Genomic DNA, 21679 nt, shown 5'->3' on the forward strand with positions numbered 1-21679 from the left:
ATGCTCTTCAGCGAACTCATGGCAGTGCTCTCCACCCGTGCAATCCGACTCCTGCGCGAGGAGGCCGACCTGATCGTCGAGGGCGATGACGGCACCCTCGATGACGCGCTGTGGGACGCACTGGCGGCTCACAAGCCAGCGCTGCTGGAGATGCTCGCGGGACTGGAGGACGGTTGGCTGAGTCCGGCGTTTCGCATCACCCCCGACATGTTGCCCCTGGCCGGGCTCGATCAGGCTGCCATCGACCGTATCGTCGCCACCGTGCCTGGGGGCGCGGCGAATCTGCAGGACATCTACCCGTTGGCGCCGCTGCAGGAGGGCATGCTCTACCACCACCTCACGGCCGCGGAGGGCGACCCCTATGTGCTGCAGGCCCAGCTGCGCTTCGCCAGCCCGGCGCACCTGCAGGCGTTCGCCGAGGCGCTCGACTGGGTGATCCAGCGCCATGACATCCTGCGCACGGCACTGGCCTGGGAATACCTGGACCAGCCGCTGCAGGTGGTGTGGCGCAAGGCGCCGCTGGCGTGCGAGGCAGTCGGGATCCTGGACAGTGACGAGCCGCTGGAGCAACTGCGCGCCCGTTTCGACTCGCGCCATTACCGCATGGACCTGGCCCAGGCCCCCTTGCTGCGCCTGGTGCATGGCCAGGGTCGCGATGGCCGGGTGCAGGGCTTGCTGCTGTTCCACCACACAGTTATGGATCACACCGGCCTGGACATCGTGCGCCGGGAGATCCACGCCTATCTCGCCGGTGACAGCGAGCGACTGCCAGCCCCGGTACCGTTCCGTGATCTGCTGGCCAGGAGCCGCCAGGCGCAGGACGAACAGGCCCACGAAGCGTTCTTTGGCGCCATGCTGGCCGATATCGACGCACCGACCCTGGCCTTCGGCGTCCAGGAGGTGGCCGGCCAGCCCATGGAGGAAGCCCGGATCACCCTGGCGCCCGGCCTCAGCCAACGTCTGCGCGCCCAGGCCCGGTCGCTCGGGGTCAGCCCGGCCAGCATCATGCATCTGGGGCTGGCGCGTCTGTTGGGGGCGTGGTCCGGGCGCGAGTCGGTGGTGTTCGGCAGCGTGCTGCTGGGGCGCATGGCGGCGGGCGAGGGCGGCGAACACGCCCTCGGGATGTTCATCAATACCTTGCCGCTGCGTGTCGATCTGCAGGGGCAGGGTGTGCGGGATGCACTGTTGCTGACCCACCGCCAGCTGACGACATTGCTCGACCATGAACAGGCGCCGCTGGCCCTGGCTCAGCGTTGCAGCGCTGTGGTGGCGCCGATGCCACTGTTCAACAGCATGCTCAACTATCGCCACAGCGCCGCAGGCGACGCCGCTGCGGTTATCGCGGTAGCTCCGGGCATCGATGTGGTCGGCACCGAGGAGCGCACCAACTATCCCTTCAACCTGGCGGTCGATGACCTGGGTGAAGACCTGCGCCTGACGGTCCAGGCCCTCGCCGAATGGGGTGCCGAACGACTTTGCGGGCAACTGCGACAGGTGTTCGAGGGGCTGGTGGAGGCGCTCGAGCGCACCCCCGATCTGCCCGTGCTGGCGCTGCCGGTGCTGCCGCCCGAGGAGCGTCATCGACTGCTGACCGGCTGCAACAATACGGCCACCGAACACGACCTCGATCAGCCGCTGCACGCATTGTTCGAGCGCCAGGCGCTGCTGCATCCGCAGGCGGTGGCCGTGGAGGCGGAAGGTGAACGGTTGTCCTATCGCCAGCTCAACGAACAGGCCAACCGCCTGGCCCATCATTTGATCGCGCTGGGTGTGCGCCCCGACGACCGGGTGGCGATCTGCCTCGAGCGTGGCCCGTCGATGGTGGTCGGCCTGCTGGCCATCCTCAAGGCCGGTGGCGCCTATGTGCCGGTGGACCCAAGCTACCCCGCCGAGCGCATCCGCCACATGCTCGCCGACAGCGCGCCGCTGGCGGTGCTGGTGCATGCCGCCACCCGCGAGGTGCCAGGCCAGTTGGCCGTGCCGCGGGTCGACCTTGACCGACCTGACTGGGAAACCCTGCCAGCGACCGATCCCCGGGTGTCGGAACTGACCCCGCGGCATCTGGCCTATGTAATCTACACCTCCGGTTCCACCGGCCAGCCCAAGGGGGTGATGGTCGAGCACCGCAGCGTGGTCAACCTGGTGCAGTGGAGTGCCGGGCTATGTCCAGCGACTGCGGACGGCGCGGTGTTGCACAAGACCCCGATCAGTTTCGACGCCTCGGTGTGGGAGCTGTTCTGGCCGCTGGGCAGCGGCCTGCGCCTGGTGCTGGCGCGGCCGGACGGCCAGCGTGACGCGGACTATGTGGCGCGGCGGATCATCGAGTCCAGGGTCAGCGTGGTGCAGTTCGTGCCGGCGCTGCTGCAACAGTTCCTCGAGCAGGCGCGCAGCGCGCAGTGCAGCAGCCTCACCGACATCGTCTGCGGCGGTGGCGAGCTGACCGAAGCCCTGGTGCGCCAGGTACGCGAGCGCCTGCCGCAGGTGCGCCTGCACAACGTCTACGGCCCCACCGAAACCACGGTCGATTGCAGCGTCTGCACCCTGGAGCCCGATCAGCCCGTGCCGGAAGGCGCGCTGCCGATAGGCCGGCCGATCGACAACACTCGCCTGTACGTACTGGACGGCGCGGACCAGCCGCTGCCCTGGGGCGTGGCCGGGCACCTGCACATCGGTGGCGTGGGGGTAGCGCGTGGCTACCTGGGCTTGGCCGAGCAACAGGCCGAACGCTTCATCGACAGCCCGTTCGTGCGCGGCGAGCGCCTGTACCGCAGCGGTGACCTGGTGCGCCAGCGCGCTGACGGTTCGTTGCAGTTCCTCGGTCGCAACGACCACCAGGTCAAGCTGCGCGGCCTGCGTATCGAACCGGGCGAGATCGAAGCCTGCCTGAACCGCGTGGACGGCGTGCGCGAGGCGCTGGTGCTGGTCCACGAACACCCGCACAGCGGCCAGCGGCTGGTGGCCTACCACACTGGCCAGGATCACGCCGCGCAGTACCTGCGCGAGCGTCTGCTGGAGCAGCTGCCGGAATACATGGTGCCGGCACTGTTCATCCACCTCGATGGCATGCCGCTGACGCCCAACGGCAAGGTCGACCGCAAGGCCCTGCCGACCCCCGAAGCGCCGGTGCGCCAGTACCAGGCGCCCCAGGGCCCGATCGAGACTGCCCTGGCGACGATCTGGGCGGACCTGCTGGGTGTCGGGCCAGTGGGGCGTGACGACAACTTCTTCGAGTTGGGCGGCCATTCGCTGCTGGCGGTACGCTTGGTGGAGCGCATGCGCCAGCAGGCGCTGGCGGCCGATGTGCGGGTGCTGTTCAGCCAGCCCACGCTGGCCGCGTTGGCGGCGTCTGTGGGTGGCCAGGCCGCCGTCGAGGTGCCGGCCAACCGTATCCCGGCAGGCTGCACGCGGATCACCGCGGACATGCTGCCCCTGGCCGGCCTCGACCAGGACGCCATCGACACACTGGCGCGGCAGATCCCCGGTGGCGCGGCCAATATCCAGGACATCTACGGTCTGGCGCCGTTGCAGCAGGGCATTCTCTATCATCACCTGGCCAGCGAAGGCGCCGACCCCTATGTGGTGCAGGCGCGTTTCGCCTTTGCCGGGCAGGCCGAGCTGGACGCCTTCGTCGCCGCGCTGAACCAGGTCATCGCCCGTCACGATATCCTGCGCACCAGCCTGCATTGGCAGGGCCTTGACGAGGCGGTGCAGGTGGTCTGGCGCGAGGCGCCGCTGCTGCTGAGCCCGGCGCTGGAAACGCCACGGCTCGACCTCGGCCAGGCACCCTTGCTGCGCCTGAGCAGCCAGCGCCAGGCCGGACGCCTGGAGGCGACCCTGCTGCTGCATCATATTCTTGTCGACCACACCGCCGTGGAGCAGCTGATGCTCGAGGTGGGGGCACTACTGCAAGGCTCCGCAGAGCTGCCGGCCAGTATCCCGTATCGCAACTACGTGGCCCAGGCACGCCTTGGCGCGGACCCTCAGGCCGACGAAGCACTGTTCCGCGAGCTGCTGGGCGATATCGACGAACCGACCGAAGCATTCGGCCTGCGCGAGGCGATGGCCGAGGTACATTCGCTGGGTGAAAGCCGCTGGCCATTGGAGCCGGCGCTGGTCGCACGCCTGCGCGGGCAGGCCAGGGCGCTGGGGGTCAGTGTCGCCAGCCTGGTACACCAGGCCTGGGGCCAGGTGCTGGCGCAGATGTCCGGACGCGAAGAGGTGGTGTTCGGCACCGTGCTGCTCGGTCGCCTGCAGGGCGGCGAGGGCGCCGACCGGGCGCTGGGCATGTTCATCAATACCTTGCCGCTGCGAGTCAGCGTGGGGGCTGCAGGCGTGGCCGAGGGCGTGCGCCTGACCCACCAGCGTCTGGCGCGCCTGCTGGCCCATGAACAGGCCTCCCTGGCCCTGGCCCAGCGCTGCAGCGGCGTGCCGGCCTCGCAGGCGCTGTTCAGCAGCCTGCTGAACTATCGCCACAGTGCTGGCCAGCCTGCGCAGGGGCCGGTCTGGGCGGGGATCGAACTGCTGGCCGCGCAGGAGCGCAGCAACTACCCGCTGGTGGTCAGCGTCGATGACTATGGGGATGATTTGCGGTTGACGGTGCAGGCCGTGGCGTCGGTTGATGGCGAGCGCGTGTGCCGCTTGCTGCAGTGGGCCTTGACGCAGTTGGTCACGGCGCTGGAACAGGCGCCGCAGGTCGCGCTGCACAGCCTGCATGGGTTGCCCACGGTCGAGCGCGATTGCGTGCTGGGTCGCTTCAATGCCACGGCACGCGACTACCCGCGCGACCTGGCCGCCCACCGGCTGTTCGAAGCCCACGCCACGAGCACGCCCGAGGCACTCGCGGTGATCCACGGTGAACACCAGTGGAGCTATGCCCAGCTCGATGACCAGGCCAATCGCCTGGCAGTCTACCTGCTCGAGCAGGGCATGCGTGCCGGTGATCGCGTGGCCTTGCTGCTGCCACGCTCCTTCGACCTGTTGGCGTCCCAGTTGGCGGTGAGCAAGTGTGCGGCAGTGTTCGTGCCGCTGGACGGCAATGCCCCGGTCGAACGTCAGGCGTTCATGGTCGCCGACAGCGGGGCGGCGTTGCTGCTCACCCACAGCGACCAGCCCGAAGTGGCGGGCGCGCGCCGGATCGAACTCGACCGGCTCGACCTGAGCACCTATGCGGCTGCGCCGCTGGGGTTGGCGGTGGACGCCGGCAGCGCGGCGTACATCATGTACACCTCCGGCTCCACCGGCACGCCGAAGGGCGTGCAGGTGCCGCACCGGGCTATCGTGCGCCTGGTGATCAACAACGGTTTTGCCGACTTCAACCACCAGGACCGGGTGGCGTTCGCCTCCAACCCGGCGTTCGACGCCAGCACCCTGGAAGTCTGGGCGCCGCTGCTCAACGGCGGCGCGGTGGTAGTGATCGACCAGGACACGGTGCTGTCGCGCCAGGGCCTGCGCGAAGTGCTGCTGGATCAGGGCGTCACCGTGCTGTGGCTGACCGCAGGCCTGTTCCACCAGTTCGCTGACGACCTGCTGCCGGCGTTGCGTGGCCTGCGTTACCTGATGGTCGGTGGCGACGTGCTGGACCCGGCAGTGATCGCCCGGGTGCTGCGCGATGGCGCGCCGCAACACCTGCTCAATGGCTACGGCCCGACCGAGGCCACCACCTTCAGCACCACCCACGAAATCACTGCGGTGGGTGAGGGCAGCATTCCCATCGGCAAACCGATCGGCAACAGCCGCTGCTACGTGCTCGATGCCCGCCAGCAACTGCTGCCGGTAGGAGCGGTGGGCGAGCTGTACATCGCTGGCGACGGCGTGGCCCTGGGTTACCTGGGCCAGCCAGAGCTGACGGCCGAGCGCTTCCTGCCCGATCCGTTCAACGGCGGCACCATGTACCGCAGTGGTGACCTGGTCAGTTGGCAGGCCGACGGCACCCTGCGTTACCTGGGCCGTGCCGACCAGCAAATCAAGCTGCGCGGCTTCCGCATCGAACTGGGCGAAATCGAGGCGCGCCTGGGCGAATGCCCGGGCGTGCGCGACGCGGCGTTGATCGTGCGCGAAGACGCGCCGGGAGACAAACGCCTGGTGGCGTACTTCACCGGCGAGATCCCGGCCATCGGCGAACTGCACGAGCGTCTGCAAGGTGTGCTGCCGGACTACATGCTGCCGTCGGCTTATGTGCGACTTGAAGCCTTGCCATTGACCGCCAACGGCAAGCTCGACCGCCGTGCGCTGCCGCAGCCGGGCAGCGAAGCCGTGGTCAGCCGCGCCTTCGAGGCGCCGCAGGGCGAGGTGGAGACGGCACTGGCCACGATCTGGGCCGAGGTGCTCAAGGTCGAGCAGATCGGTCGCCAAGATCACTTCTTCGAACTGGGCGGCCACTCGCTGCTGGCGGTGAGCCTGGTCGAGCGCATGCGCAAGGCCGGCCTGGCTGCCGATGTGCGCGTGCTGTTCGCCCAGCCGACCCTAGCCGCGCTGGCGGCGGCGGTGGGCTCTGGACGAGAGGTGGCCGTACCCGAAAACCGTGTCCCCCACGATGCGATCCGGATTACGCCAGAGATGCTCAGCCTGATCGAACTGGACCAGGCCAGCATCGACCGCATCGTCGCCAGCGTGCCGGGCGGCGCTGCCAATGTGCAGGAGATCTACCCGCTGGCGCCGTTGCAGGCGGGCATCCTCTATCACCACCTGAGCGCCGAGCAGGGCGACCCGTACCTGCTGCAGTCGCGCCTGGCCTTTGACAGCCTCGAGCGCCTGCGTAGCTGGGCAGCGGCCTTGCAACAGGTCATCGACCGCCACGACATCCTGCGCACTTCGGTGGTCTGGGAAGGCCTGGCGGAACCAGTGCAGGTGGTCTGGCGCCAGGCCAACCTGGCGGTAAGCGAAGTCACCGGCCTGGGTGAGGAGTTCGTGATCGAGCAGTTGCTGGCGCGTTTCGATGCCCGCCAGCAGCGTCTGGACCTGACCCGGGCGCCCTTGCTGCGGCTGGTCTATGCCGAGGATCCGCGCCAGGGCGAGTGGGTGGCGCTGTTGCAGTTCCACCACCTGACCCTCGACCACGCCGCCATGGCCGTGGTCGGCGAGGAGATGCAGGCGCTGCTGGATGGGCGTGGCGCCACGCTGCCTGCCGCGGTGCCGTATCGCAATTATGTCGCCCAGGTCTGCCTGGGCGCCGATCAGGCCAGCCATGAGGCGTTCTTCCGCGCCCAGTTGGGGGATGTCGACGAACCGACCCTGCCCTTTGGCCTGGCCGATGTGCAGGGCGATGGCGGGCGGGTCGAGCATGCCGCCCTGATGCTGCCTGACGCCCTGGCCCAAGGCCTGCGCGAGCAGGCCCGGCAGCGCGGCGTCAGCGCCGCGAGCCTGGTGCATCTGGCCTGGGCCCGGGTGGTGGGCGTGCTGGCAGGGCGTCGCGATGTGGTGTTCGGCACCGTATTGATGGGCCGCCTGCAAGCCGGCGAGGGCGCCGACCGCGCCCTGGGCATGTTCATCAACACCCTGCCACTGCGGGTGGACACCGCGCTGCCGCTGGAGCAGGCCGTGCGCGTCACTCATCAGCGCTTGTCGGCCCTGCTCGGTCACGAGCATGCGCCCTTGGCGCTGGCCCAGCGTTGCAGTGGGGTGGCAGCCTCGTCGCCACTGTTCAGCGCTTTGCTCAACTACCGGCACAGCGCCGAGGCAGCGGCCCGGGACGGTGAAGGTATCTGGCAGGGTGTGCGCCTGCTGGGCGGCGAGGAGCGCAGCAACTACCCGCTGACCCTGAGCGTCGATGACCTGGGCGAGGGTTTCTCGCTGAGCGTGCTGGCCGCCGAGGGGTTGCCCGCGGCGCAGGTCGGCACGTGGATGGTCAATACGCTAGGCCAGCTGTTGCAGGCGCTGGAGCGGGCGCCGGGCCAGGGACTCGATCATCTGCCGATGCTGGATGACGAGGCTTTGCGCCAGATTGTGGAGGGCTTCAACGCCACTGCCGTCAATTATCCGCAAGGGCACACCGTGCATGCGCTGGTCGAGGCCCAGGCGCCCGAGGCGCTGGCCGTGGTGCAGGGCGAGGAGGGCTTGAGCTATGGCGAGTTGAACCTGCGCGCCAATCGCCTGGCTCATCACCTGATCGAGCGTGGCGTGGTGCTGGGCGACCGCGTTGCGCTGTGCCTGCCGCGCGGTCCGCAGCGGCTGGTGGCGATGCTGGCCGTGCTCAAGGCCGGCGCGGCCTATGTGCCGGTCGATCCGGGCTATCCGGCGGAGCGCATTGCCTATTTGCTCAGTGACAGCGCGCCGACGCTGGTGCTGGTCGAATCGAGTACTGAGTCGCTGGTGGGCGAGGTGGCCAAGGTTGTGCTGGATGGCGATGACTGGGCTCATGAAGCCGACAGCAACCCTGTCGTCACCGGTCTGGATGCGGACCAGCTGGCCTATGTGATCTACACCTCCGGTTCCACCGGCCAGCCCAAGGGGGTGATGGTCGAGCATCGCACCTTGGCCAACCTGGTCCACTGGCATTGCCAGGCCTTCGATCTGGGCGCCGGCAGCCACACCTCCAGTGTCGCCGGCTTCGGCTTCGACGCCATGGCCTGGGAGGCCTGGCCGGCGCTGTGCGCCGGGGCGGTGCTACACCTGCCGCCGGCGCAGATCGGCGGTGAACATGTCGATGAGCTGCTCGACTGGTGGCTGCAGCAGCCGCTGCAGGTCAGCTTCCTGCCGACCCCGGTGGCCGAGCAGGCGCTGCGCCGCGAACGCCAGCACCCGACCCTGCGCACCTTACTGGTCGGTGGTGATCGCTTGCGCCAGTTCGACCGCGATCCGGGCTTCGTGCTGGTCAACAACTACGGCCCGACCGAGACCACGGTGGTCGCGACGTCCGGTCAACTGCAACCGGGCGGCGCACTGCATATCGGCAAGCCGACCGCCAATACCCGTGTCTATGTGCTGGATGAGCAGCACCAGCCGGTGCCGGTCGGTGTGACCGGCGAGCTGTACATCGGTGGCGCGCAGGTCGCCCGTGGCTACTTCAACCGCCCCGACCTTACCGCCGAGCGTTTCCTCGACGACCCGTTCGCCGCAGGCCGGATGTACCGTACCGGCGACCTGGTGCGCTGGAACGCCGACGGCACCCTGGACTACCAGGGGCGCAACGACGACCAGGTGAAGATCCGCGGCGTGCGGGTCGAACTGGGCGAGATCGAGGCCGCGCTCAAGGCCCAGCCGGGCATCGCCGATGCCGTGGTGCTGGTACGCGACGAGCGCCTGCTGGCGTGGTTTACCGAAGCGGCAACGGTCGATATCGAGCGCCTGCGCGAGGGCTTGCAGGCCAGCCTGCCGGCGCATCTGCTGCCGCAAGCCTTGGTGCGCCTGAACGCACTGCCACTGACCAGCCACGGCAAGCTAGACCGCAAGGCGCTGCCGCAACCGGCCATGCTTGCCGCTCAGGACTACGTTATGCCGCAAGGTCCTGTGGAAACCGCCATCGCCGCGCTCTGGGCCGAGGTGCTGGGTATCGAGCAGGTTGGTCGCCACGACAACTTCTTCGAACTGGGCGGCCACTCGCTGCTGGCGGTGACCCTCACCGCGCGCCTGCGCCAGGCCGGCCTGCAGGCCGACGTGCGCACCCTGTTCGGCCAGCCGACGGTGGCGGCGCTGGCGGCGACCCTGGGCCAGGGCCATCAGGTCGAGGTCCCGGCCAACCGGATCCCGGCCGGCTGCACCCGGATCACCCCGGACATGCTGCCCCTGGTGGAGCTGGAACCGGCCGCCATCGAGCGCATCGTCGCCACGGTGCCGGGCGGCGCGGCCAACGTGCAGGACATCTACCCGTTGGCGCCGTTGCAGGAGGGCATCCTCTACCACCACCTCAGCTCGCCGGAGCGCGACCCCTATGTGCTGCAATCGGCCATAGCCTTCGACAGCCTGGCGCGGCTCGAAGCCTTCGCCGGTGCGCTGCGCCGGGCCATTGCCCGCTACGACGTGCTGCGTACCGCCGTGCTCTGGGAGGGCCTGGCGCAACCGCTGCAGGTGGTTTGGCGCGAGGCGCCGTTGCTGGTCGCACCGCTCGAAGGGCAGGACCTGCAACGCCTGGACCTGAGCCAGGCACCGCTGATTCGCCTGCTGTACAGCGCCGATGCCGGCAGCCAACGGGTCGAGGCACTGCTGCAGTTCCACCATATCGTCCTCGACCACACCGCCCTGGAGATCATCGGCGCGGAACTGCTGGGCTACCTGCAAGGCACCACGGCACCGCTGCAGGCCCCGGTGCCTTACCGCAACTACGTGGCCCAGGCGCGCCTGGGCGTGAGCCAGGCCGAGCACGAGGCGTTCTTCCGTGAACTGCTGGGTGATATCGACGAGCCGACGCTGCCCTATGGCCTGAGCGACGTGCAGGGCGATGGCCAGGCTATCGAGGAAGCCCAGCTGTGGCTCGACGAGACGCTGGCCGCGCGGCTGCGCCAGCAGGCCCGGCAACTGGGCACCAGCCCCGCGAGCCTGTTCCACCTGGCCTTCGCCCGCCTGCTGGCCGCCACCAGTGGCCGCGACAGCGTGGTGTTCGGCACCGTGCTGCTGGGCCGGCTGGAGGCCGGCGAGGGTGCCGAGCGGGCGCTGGGCATGTTCATCAATACCCTGCCGCTGCGCCTGGACCTGCAGGGCGCGGCCCTGCCCGAAGCGGTGCGCCAGACCCAGCAGCGCCTGAGCGCATTGCTGGTCCACGAGCACGCGTCGCTGGCCTTGGCCCAGCGTTGCAGCGGCGTACCGGCGCCGGCGCCGCTGTTCAGCGCCATGCTCAACTACCGCCACGGCCAGGAGGCCAGCGAAGCCCGGCGCCTGGACTGGCAGGGCATCGAGTTCCTCGACGGCCAGGAGCGCAGCAACTACCCGCTGAGCCTCAGCGTGGACGACATGGGCCAAGGGTTCCGCCTGGTGGCCATGACCCCGGCGGCGGTTGGCGCCCAGCGGGTCTGCGGGCAGCTGCGGCAGGTACTGCTGGCGTTGGTCGAAGGCCTGGAGGCACAAGCCGGGCAGACGGTGCTACAACTGCCGGTGCTGCAGGACGAGGAACGCGCCTACCTGTTGCAGGGCTGCAACGCCACGGCGCGGGCCAATGATTCCGAGCAGCCGATCCAGGCGCTGTTCGAGCGGCAGGCAGCACGCGTCCCCGAAGCGATTGCCGTGCATGCTGAAGCGGGGCAACTGAGCTACCGCGAGCTCAACGCCCAGGCCAACCGCCTGGCGCATCACCTGATCGCGCTGGGCGTGCAGCCCGATGACCGGGTGGCGATCTGCGTCGAGCGCGGCCTGTCATTGGTGATCGGCCTGCTGGCGATCCTCAAGGCCGGTGGCGCCTATGTACCGCTCGACCCGGACTATCCGGCTGAGCGCCTCGGCCACATGCTCGCCGACAGCCAGCCGCGGGCATTGCTGGTGCAACAGGCGACCCGCGCCCTGGTGGGTTCGTCGGCGACGTTGGTCGACCTCGATCAGTCGACTTGGGGCGACCTGCCGGACAGCAATCCGCAGGTGCCTGGCCTGATTTCGCAGCACCTGGCTTACGTGATCTACACCTCTGGCTCTACTGGCGTGCCCAAGGGGGTGATGGTCGAGCACCGCAACGTGGTCAACCTGGTGCATTGGAGCGCCGGGCTGTTCCCGAGCGAAGGCGCGGTGCTGCACAAGACCCCGGTGAGCTTCGACGCCTCGGTGTGGGAGCTGTTCTGGCCGCTGTGCAGCGGGCTGCGCCTGGTGCTGGCGCGTCCGGATGGCCAGCGCGACCCGCAGTACCTGGTGGGGCTGATCGAACGGCAGCAGGTGAAGGTGGTGCAGTTCGTGCCGGCCTTGCTGCAGCAATTCCTCGACGAGGACGCCAGCGCCGCCTGCGCCAGCCTTACCGACATCGTCTGCGGTGGTGGCGAGCTGACCGAAGCCCTGGCCCGCCAGGTACGCGAGCGCTTGCCGCAGGTGTCCCTGCACAACGTCTATGGCCCGACCGAAACCACGGTCGACTGCAGCGTCTGGACCCTGAAAGCGCGGGATCCGCTGCCGTCCGGCGCGCTGCCGATCGGCCGGCCGATCGACAACACCCGCCTGTACGTCCTCGACGCCCACGACCAGCCCGTACCGTTCGGCGTTGCCGGTCAGTTGCACATCGGCGGGGCCGGAGTGACGCGAGGCTACCTGGGCTTGCCGGAACAACAGGCCGAGCGTTTCATCGCCAGCCCGTTCGTCGACGGTGAGCGTCTGTACCGCAGCGGCGACCTGGTACGCCAGCGCCAGGACGGCGTGCTGGAGTTCCTCGGCCGCACCGATCACCAAATCAAGCTGCGCGGCCTGCGTATCGAACCGGGCGAGATCGAGACCTGCCTGAACCGGATCGCGGGTGTGCGTGAGGCGCTGGTGCTGGTGCATGAGCATCCGCACAGCGGTGCGCGCCTGGTCGCCTATCACCGAGGTGAACCGCAACAGGCCGACGTGCTGCGCCGGGCCTTGCTGGCACAGCTGCCGGAGTACATGGTGCCGGCGCTGTTCATCCATCTCGACAATTGGCCACTGACCCCGAACGGCAAGCTGGAGCGCAAGGCATTGCCGCTGCCGGATCTGCAGGCGGGCGGCTACGAAGCGCCACAGGGCGACACGGAAACCCTGCTGGCCGAGATCTGGGCGCAGTTGCTGGGTGTCGAGCGCGTAGGGCGTCACGACAACTTCTTCGAACTGGGCGGCCATTCGCTGCTGGCCGTAAGCCTGACCGCACGGCTGCGCCAAGTCGGCCTGCAAGCCGATGTGCGCACGCTGTTCGGCCAGCCGACGGTGGCGGCGCTGGCTACCACCCTGGGGCACAGCCGCCAGGTGCCGGTTGCGGCCAACCTGATCCCGGCCAATTGCACCCGCATCACCCCGGACATGCTGCCCCTGGTGACGTTGGAGCAGGCCGCCATCGAACGCATCGTCGCCACGGTGCCGGGCGGTGCGGCCAACGTGCAGGACATCTACCCGCTGGCACCGTTGCAGGAAGGCATCCTCTACCTGCACCTGAGCAGCGCGGACGCCGACCCGTATGCCTTGCGCGCGCAATTGCGCTTTGACAGCCCGGCGCGCCTGCAGGCGTTCGCCGAGGCCCTGGAGCGGGTCATCGCCCGGCATGACATCCTGCGCACCGCGGTGCTCTGGGAAGGCCTGGCGCAACCGGTGCAGGTGGTCTGGCGCCGAGCGCCGCTGCAACTGGCAGCGCTCGACGCGCAGCACCTGGCACGCCTGGACCTGGGCCAGGCGCCGCTGATCAGGCTGCTGCACCGCGCCCTGCCGGGCAGCCAGCGGATCGAGGCGGTGCTGCAGTTCCACCATATCGTGCTCGACCACATCGCCATGCAGGCGGTGCAGGCCGAGCTGCGCGGCTATCTGTCGGGCAACGACGAGCCGCTGCCGCCGTCGGTGCCGTACCGCAATTACGTGGTGCAGGCGCGCCAGGGCGTCAGCGAGGCCGAGCATGAAGCGTTCTTCCGCGCCCGCCTGGGCGATATCGACGAGCCGAGCCTGCCGTTCGGCCTGCGCGAGGTGCAAGGCGAGGGGCTGGCCCTCGATGAGGCAGAGGTCGAGTTCGAAGGGGCCCGCTATGGCCGCCTGCGTGACCAGGCCCGCCAGCTGGGGGTGAGCACCGCGAGCCTGGTGCATCTGGCCTGGGCGCGCTTGCTGGGCAGTGCCTGCGGCAAGGACCAGGTGGTGTTCGGTACCGTGCTGTTGGGCCGTCTGCAGGGCGGCGAGGGCAGCGAACGGGCGCTGGGCATGTTCATCAACACCTTGCCGCTGCGGGTCGAGCTGGGTGGGCTCGGCGTGCGCGAAGGCGTGCTGGCCACGCACCGCGAGCTTTCGGCGCTGTTGCTCCACGAGCACGCCTCGCTGGCCCTGGCCCAGCGCTGCAGCCAGGTGGCGGCGCCGCTGCCGCTGTTCAGCGCTTTGCTCAACTACCGCCAGAGCAGCCGGGCCGCGCCGCAGGCGCAAGCCTGGGAAGGTATCGAGGCGCTGGGCAGCGAGGGGCGCACCAACTATCCACTGAGCCTGAACGTGGATGATTTCGGCGACGGCCTGCGCCTGGGCGTGCAGGTGTCTGCCCAGGTCGGCGCGCAAAGAGTCTGCGCGCAGATGCTGCAGGTGCTCGACGGTCTGCTGCTGGCGCTTGAACAGCACCCCGAGGAGCAACTGGAGCGCCTACCCGTGCTGAGCACCGATGAACGGCGCCAGGTGCTGGGCGATTTCAACGACACGACCCAGGCCTACGACCTCGACCAGACCCTGCACGGGATGGTCGAGGCCCAGGTGCGGCGCACCCCTGATGCCGTGGCGGTAAAGGCAGAGGAGGGCGAGCTGAGCTATCGCCAGCTGGATGACCAGGCCAACCGCCTGGCCCATCACCTGATCGCCCTGGGCGTGAAGCCCGACGACCGCGTGGCGATCTGCGTCGAGCGGGGCCTGGCGATGGTGGTCGGCCTGCTGGCCATCCTCAAGGCCGGCGGCGCCTATGTGCCGGTGGACCCGGAGTACCCGGCCGAGCGCATCCGCCACATGCTTGGCGACAGCGCCCCGCTGGCGGTGCTGGTGCATGCGGCCACGCGCCATGTGCCGCAGGCCGGCGCGGTGCCGGTGATCGACCTCGACCTGCCGACCTGGCTGGAGCAACCGGCACAGGCGCCGCTGGTGGCCGGATTGACCCCGCGCCACCTGGCCTACGTGATCTACACCTCCGGCTCCACCGGCCTGCCCAAGGGGGTGATGAACGAGCACGCCGGGGTGGTCAACCGCCTGCTGTGGATGCAGGACGCCTATCGCCTGGGTGCCGACGACGTGGTGCTGCAGAAGACCCCGTTCAGTTTCGACGTGTCGGTGTGGGAGTTCCTCTGGCCGCTGCAGACCGGGGCACGGCTGGTGATGGCGCGCCCTGGCGGGCACCGCGCCCCCGAGTACCTGCGCGAGGTGATCCGCGCCGAGCAGGTCAGCACCTTGCACTTCGTGCCGTCGATGCTCGATGTGTTCCTCGCCCATGGCGATGTCCTGCCGCACCGCCTCAAGCGCGTGCTGTGCAGTGGCGAAGCCTTGCCGGGTAGCCTGGTGCGGCGCTTCCAGGCACAACTGCCGACGGTCGAGCTGCACAACCTGTACGGCCCGACCGAAGCGGCGGTGGACGTCAGTGCCTGGCACTGTGTGACGGCGCCGGACAACACGCCGATCGGCAAGCCGATCGCCAATACCACGCTGTACGTGCTTGATGCCCACGGCCAGCCCGTGCCGCGGGGCGTGGCCGGCGAGCTGTACATCGGCGGCGTTCAGGTGGCGCGTGGCTACCTCAACCGCGAGCAACTGACGGCCGAGCGCTTCCTCGACGACCCGTTCGGCACCCGCCCGGGCGGGCGTCTGTACCGCACCGGCGACCTGGCGCGGCACCTGGCCGACGGCAACCTGGAGTACCTGGGGCGCAACGACGACCAGGTGAAGCTGCGTGGCCTGCGCATCGAGCTGGGCGAAATCCAGGCTTGCCTGACCCGTGTCGAAGGGGTCAAGGAAGCCGTGGTGCTGGCTCGCGAGCAGCGCCTGCTGGCCTACTACACCGGTACACGGCAGGCGCCGGAGGCCTTGCGCGCGGCACTGCTCGGCCAATTGCCGGAGTTCATGGTGCCTGCCTCGTTCACCTACCTCGAGGCGCTGCCGCTGAGCCCCAACGGCAAGCTGGACCGCAAGGCGCTGCCGCAGCCAGAGGCGCCGCAGCAGGTCTACGAGGCGCCGCAAGGCGAGGTCGAGACGCTGTTGGCGCACCTCTGGCGTGAGTTGCTGGGTGTCGAACAGGTCGGTCGCCACGACAACTTCTTCGAGCTCGGCGGCCATTCGCTGCTGGCCGTGACCCTGACCGCGCGCATGCGCCAGGCGGGCCTGGCGGCGGATGTGAGGGTGCTGTTCGGCCAGCCGACCCTGGCGGCGCTGGCGGCGGCGGTGGGCGGCGAAGTGATGGTGGAAGTGCCGGCCAATCGCATCCCGGCCGACTGCCAGCGCATCACCGTCGATATGCTGCCACTGGCGAAACTGGACCAGGCGGCGCTCGACCAGGTCGTGCGGCAGATCCCCGGCGGCGCGGCGAATGTCCAGGACCTCTATGCCCTGGCGCCGTTGCAGCAGGGCATTCTCTACCACCACCTGGCCAGCGCCGAGGTCGACCCCTATGTGCTGCAACTGGGCTTCGCCTTCGCTGGCCAGGCCGAGCTGGACGCCTTCGTCGCCGCGCTGAACCAGGTCATCGCCCGTCACGACATCCTGCGCACCAGCGTGCATTGGCAGGGGCTCGATGAGGCCGTGCAGGTGGTCTGGCGCGAAGCGCGCCTGGACATCCAGCCGGCACTGGACAGCGTGCGCCTGGACCTGGGGCGCGCGCCCCTGATGCACCTGAGCAGCAGTGTGGAGCATGGCCGCCTGCAGGCGACCCTGCTGCTGCACCATATCCTCCTCGACCACGCCGCCATGGAGCTGCTGGTGGCGGAGGTCGGCGATGTGCTGCTGGGTCGCGAGGCTCAGGGCGACAGCGTGCCGTACCGTAACTATGTGGCCCATGCGCGACTGCGCGACGACAGTCAGGCGCAGGAGGCGATGTTCCGCCAGCTGCTGGGCGATATCGATGCGCCGACCGAGGTATTCGGCCTGCGTGACGCGCTGGGCGATGGCAGCCATGTGCTCGATCATCGCCAGTACCTGGACGACAGCCTGGCGCAACGCTTGCGCGGTCAGGCGCGGGCGCTGGGGATCAGTGTCGCCAGCCTGGTGCACCAGGCCTGGGGGCAGGTGCTGGCGCAGTTGTCCGGCCGCGAGGAGGTGGTCTTCGGCACCGTGCTGCTCGGCCGCCTGCAAGGCGGCGAGGGTGCCGAACGGGCGCTGGGCATGTTCATCAACACCCTGCCGTTGCGGGTCAGCGTGGGTGACATGGACGTGGTCGAGGGCGTGCGCCTGACCCATCAGCGCCTGGCGCGGCTGCTGGCCCATGAGCAGGCCTCCCTGGCCCTGGCCCAGCGCTGCAGCGGTGTACCGGCCTCACAGGCTTTGTTCACCAGCCTGCTGAACTACCGCCACAGTGCGGCTGGCGGCACGGAGCAGGCCCAGGCCTGGCAGGGGATCGAACTGCTGGCCGCCCATGAGCGCAGCAACTACCCGCTGGTGGTCAGCGTCGACGACCTGGGGGATGGCTTCGCCCTCACCGTGCAAGCGGTGTCGGCTGTGGACGGCGGCTTGGTCTGCCAGCTGTTGCAGGAGGCCCTGGCGCGCTTGGTCGAGGCGCTGGCGGATACGCCGGCAACGCCACTGAGCCGGCTGCATGGCTTGCCGGCAGCCGAGCGCGAGCGGGTGCTGCGCCAATTCAACGTCACCGCGCGCGATTATCCACGCGATCTGCCCGTGCATGTGTTGTTCGAGGCGCACGCCAAGGCCAGCCCGGACGCACTGGCGGTGGCCCATGGCACAAGGCGCTGGAGTTACCAGGCCCTCGACCGGCAGGCCAATCGGCTGGCCGGGTATCTGCTGGAACTGGGCGTGCGTGCCGGTGATCGCGTGGCCTTGCTGCTGCCACGCTCCTTCGACCTGTTGGCGGCCCAACTGGCGGTGAGCAAGTGCGCGGCAGTGTTCGTGCCGCTGGACGGCAATGCCCCGGTCGAACGTCAGGCGTTCATGGTCGGTGACAGCGGAGCGGCGTTGCTGCTGACCCACAGCGACCAGCCCGAAGTGGCGGGCGCGCGCCGGGTCGAACTCGACCGGCTCGACCTGAGCACCTATGCCGCTGCGCCGCTGGGCCTGGCGGTGGACGCCGGCAGCGCGGCGTACATCATGTACACCTCCGGCTCCACCGGTACGCCGAAGGGCGTGCAGGTGCCGCACCGCGCCATCGTGCGGTTGGTGGTCAACAACGGCTTCGCCGATTTCAACAACCAGGACCGCGTGGCTTTCGCCTCCAACCCGGCGTTCGACGCCAGCACCCTGGAGGTCTGGGCGCCGTTGCTCAACGGCGGCGCGGTGGTGGTGATCGACCAGGACCAGGTGCTGTCGCGCCAGGGCCTGCGCGAGGTGCTGCTGGAGCAGGGCGTGACGGTGCTGTGGCTGACCGCAGGCCTGTTCCACCAGTTCGCTGACGACCTGCTGCCAGCGTTGCGTGGCCTGCGTTACCTGATGGTCGGTGGCGATGTGCTGGACCCGGCGGTGATCGCCCGGGTGCTGCGCGATGGCGCGCCGCAACACCTGCTCAATGGCTACGGCCCGACCGAGGCCACCACCTTCAGCACCACCCACGAAATCACCGCGGTGGGTGAGGGCAGCATTCCCATCGGCAAACCGATCGGCAACAGCCGCTGCTACGTGCTCGATGCCCGCCAGCAACTGCTGCCGGTAGGGGCGGTGGGCGAGTTGTACATCGCCGGCGACGGCGTGGCCCTGGGTTACCTGGGCCAGCCGGAGCTGACGGCCGAGCGCTTCCTGCCGGATCCGTTCAATGGCGGCACGATGTACCGCAGTGGCGACCTGGTCAGCTGGCAGGCCGACGGCACCTTGCGTTACCTGGGCCGTGCCGACCAGCAAATCAAGCTGCGCGGCTTCCGCATCGAACTGGGCGAAATCGAGGCGCGCCTGGGCGAATGCCCGGGCGTGCGCGACGCGGCGGTGATCGTGCGCGAAGACGCGCCGGGGGACAAACGCCTGGTGGCGTACTTCACCGGCGAGACCCCGGCCATCGGCGAACTGCACGAGCGTCTGCAAGGTGTGCTGCCGGACTACATGCTGCCGTCGGCTTATGTGCGACTTGAAGCCTTGCCATTGACCGCCAACGGCAAGCTCGACCGCCGTGCGCTGCCGCAGCCAGGCAGCGAGGCCGTGGTCAGCCGCGGCTTCGAGGCGCCGCAGGGCGAGGTGGAGACGGCACTGGCCGCGATCTGGGCCGAAGTGCTCAAGGTCGAGCAGATCGGTCGCCACGACCACTTCTTTGAGCTGGGCGGCCACTCGCTGCTGGCGGTGAGCCTGGTCGAGCGCATGCGCAAGGCCGGGCTGGCTGCCGACGTGCGCGTGCTGTTCGCCCAGCCGACCCTGGCCGCGCTGGCCGCGGCAGTGGGCTCTGGACGAGAGGTGGCCGTACCCGAGAACCGTGTCCCCCACGATGCGACCCGCATCACGCCAGAGATGCTCAGCCTGATCGAACTGGACCAGGCCAGCATCGACCGCATCGTCGCCAGCGTGTCGGGTGGCGCCGCCAACGTGCAGGAGATCTACCCGCTGGCGCCATTGCAGGAAGGCATCCTCTATCACCACCTGAGCGCGGAGCAGGGTGACCCCTATCTGCTGCAGACCCGCCTGGCCTTCGACAGCCTGGAACGGCTGCAAGCCTGTGCCGGTGCCTTGCAACAGGTTATCGACCGCCACGACATCCTGCGCACTTCGGTGGTCTGGGAAGGTTTGGCGGAGCCGGTGCAGGTGGTCTGGCGCCAGGCCCGCCTGGCGGTCAGCGAGGTCACTGGGCTGGGCGAGGAGGCGGTGATCGAGCGCCTGCACGATCATTTCGACGCACGCTCGCAGCGCCTGGACCTGACCCAGGCGCCACTGCTGCGCCTGACCTACGCCATGGACCCGGCCGGGCAGCGCGTGGTCGCGGTGCTGCACTTCCATCACCTGGCCCTGGACCACACTGCGATGGAGGTCATTGTCCATGAAATGCAGGCGTTGCTGTCCGTTCGCCAGCACCTGCTGAGCGCACCCGTGCCGTACCGCACCTACGTGGCCCAGGTACGCCTGGGCGCCGCCGAGGCGGGGCACGAGGCGTTCTTCCGCGACATGCTCGGCGATGTCGACGAGCCGACCCTGCCCATGGGCCTGGCCGATGTACAGGGCGACGGGCGTGATATCGAGGAAGCCCGCGTGCCACTGGACCCAGCCTTGTCGCGCCGGGTGCGCGAACAGGCGCGGGCGCAGGGTGTCAGCGCCGCGAGCCTGATGCACCTGGCCTGGGCCCGCGTGGTCGGCGTGCTGGCGGGGCGTCACGACGTGGTGTTCGGCACCGTGCTGATGGGCCGCCTGCAGGGCGGCGAGGGCGCCGACCGTGCGTTGGGCGTGTTCATCAATACCTTGCCGTTGCGCATCGACACGGCCAAGGGGGCCAGTGACGCGGTACGGCTCACCCACCAGCGGTTGTCGGCGCTGCTTGGGCATGAACACGCGTCGCTGGCCCTGGCCCAGCGTTGCAGTGGCGTGGCCGCCTCGTCGCCGTTGTTCAGTGCTTTGCTCAACTACCGTCACAGTCCGCTTGATGCAGCTGCAGTGGATAGCGATAGCTTCCAGGGCATGCACCAGTTGGGCGGCGAGGAACGCAGCAACTACCCACTTACCCTGAGCGTGGACGACCACGGCGAAGGCTTCACCCTGAGCGTGCTGGCCCTGTTGGGGATCGGCGCCGAGCGAGTCGCGGGCTGGATGAACGCGGCTGTGGCCGGGCTGATCCTGGCGTTGGAGCAAGGTGGCGCGGTGCAGGTCGACACATTGCCCATCCTCGATCACACAGCGCTGGGCCAAGTGCTCGAAGGCTTCAATGCCACGGCTGCGAGCTACCCGCTGGGGCACACCGTTCACGCGCTGGTCGAGGCCCAGGCGCCCGAGGCGCTGGCCGTGGTGCAGGGCGAGGAGGGCTTGAGCTATGGCGAGTTGAACCTGCGCGCCAATCGCCTGGCCCATTACCTGATCAAGCGTGGCGTGGCGCTGGGCGACCGTGTCGCGCTGTGCCTGCCGCGCGGTCCGCAGCGGCTGGTGGCGATGCTGGCCGTGCTCAAGGCCGGCGCGGCCTATGTGCCGGTCGATCCGGGCTATCCGGCGGAGCGCATTGCCTATCTGCTCAGTGACAGTGCGCCGACGCTGGTGCTGGTCGAATCGGACACTGAGTCGCTGGTGGGCGAGGTGGCCAAGGCCGCACTGGACAGCGATGAGTGGCTGGACCAAGCCGATGACAATCCGGTTGTCCAGGGCCTGGACGAGCATCAACTGGCCTATGTGATCTACACCTCCGGTTCCACCGGTCAGCCCAAGGGGGTAATGGTCGAGCATCGCACCTTGGCCAACCTGGTCCACTGGCATTGCCAGGCCTTCGACCTGGGCGCCGGCAGCCACACCTCCAGCGTCGCCGGCTTCGGCTTCGACGCCATGGCCTGGGAGGCCTGGCCGGCGCTGTGCGCCGGGGCGGTGCTGCACCTGCCGCCGGCGCAGATCGGCGGTGAACATGTCGATGAGCTGCTCGACTGGTGGCTGCAGCAGCCGCTGCAGGTCAGCTTCCTGCCGACCCCGGTGGCCGAGCAGGCGCTGCGCCGCGAACGCCAGCACCCGACCCTGCGCACGCTGCTGGTCGGTGGTGATCGCCTGCGCCAGTTCGACCGCGATCCGGGCTTCGTGCTGGTCAACAACTACGGCCCGACCGAGACCACGGTGGTCGCGACGTCCGGTCAACTTCAGCCAGGCGGCGCGTTGCATATCGGCAAGCCGACCGCCAATACCCGCGTCTATGTGCTGGATGCGCAGCGCCAACCGGTGCCGGTCGGCGTGACCGGCGAGCTGTACATCGGTGGCGCGCAGGTCGCCCGTGGCTACTTCAACCGCCCCGACCTTACCGCCGAGCGTTTCCTCGACGACCCGTTCGCCGCTGGCCGGATGTACCGCACCG

Annotated in this window: 1 protein-coding gene (running past one end of the window); it reads left to right on the forward strand. The window is 69.0% G+C overall.

All coding sequences use genetic code 11. The features are described 5' to 3' along the window. Positions 1-21679, forward strand: partial view of a non-ribosomal peptide synthase/polyketide synthase gene (locus KSS90_RS11835; protein ID WP_217869535.1) — the 5' portion only. 3770 nt of this gene lie beyond the right edge of the window; only the first 21679 of its 25449 coding nucleotides appear in the window; it begins with the start codon at positions 1-3; its stop codon lies off the right edge, out of view.

The sequence above is a fragment of the Pseudomonas maumuensis genome (assembly GCF_019139675.1).
Taxonomy (GTDB): domain Bacteria; phylum Pseudomonadota; class Gammaproteobacteria; order Pseudomonadales; family Pseudomonadaceae; genus Aquipseudomonas; species Aquipseudomonas maumuensis.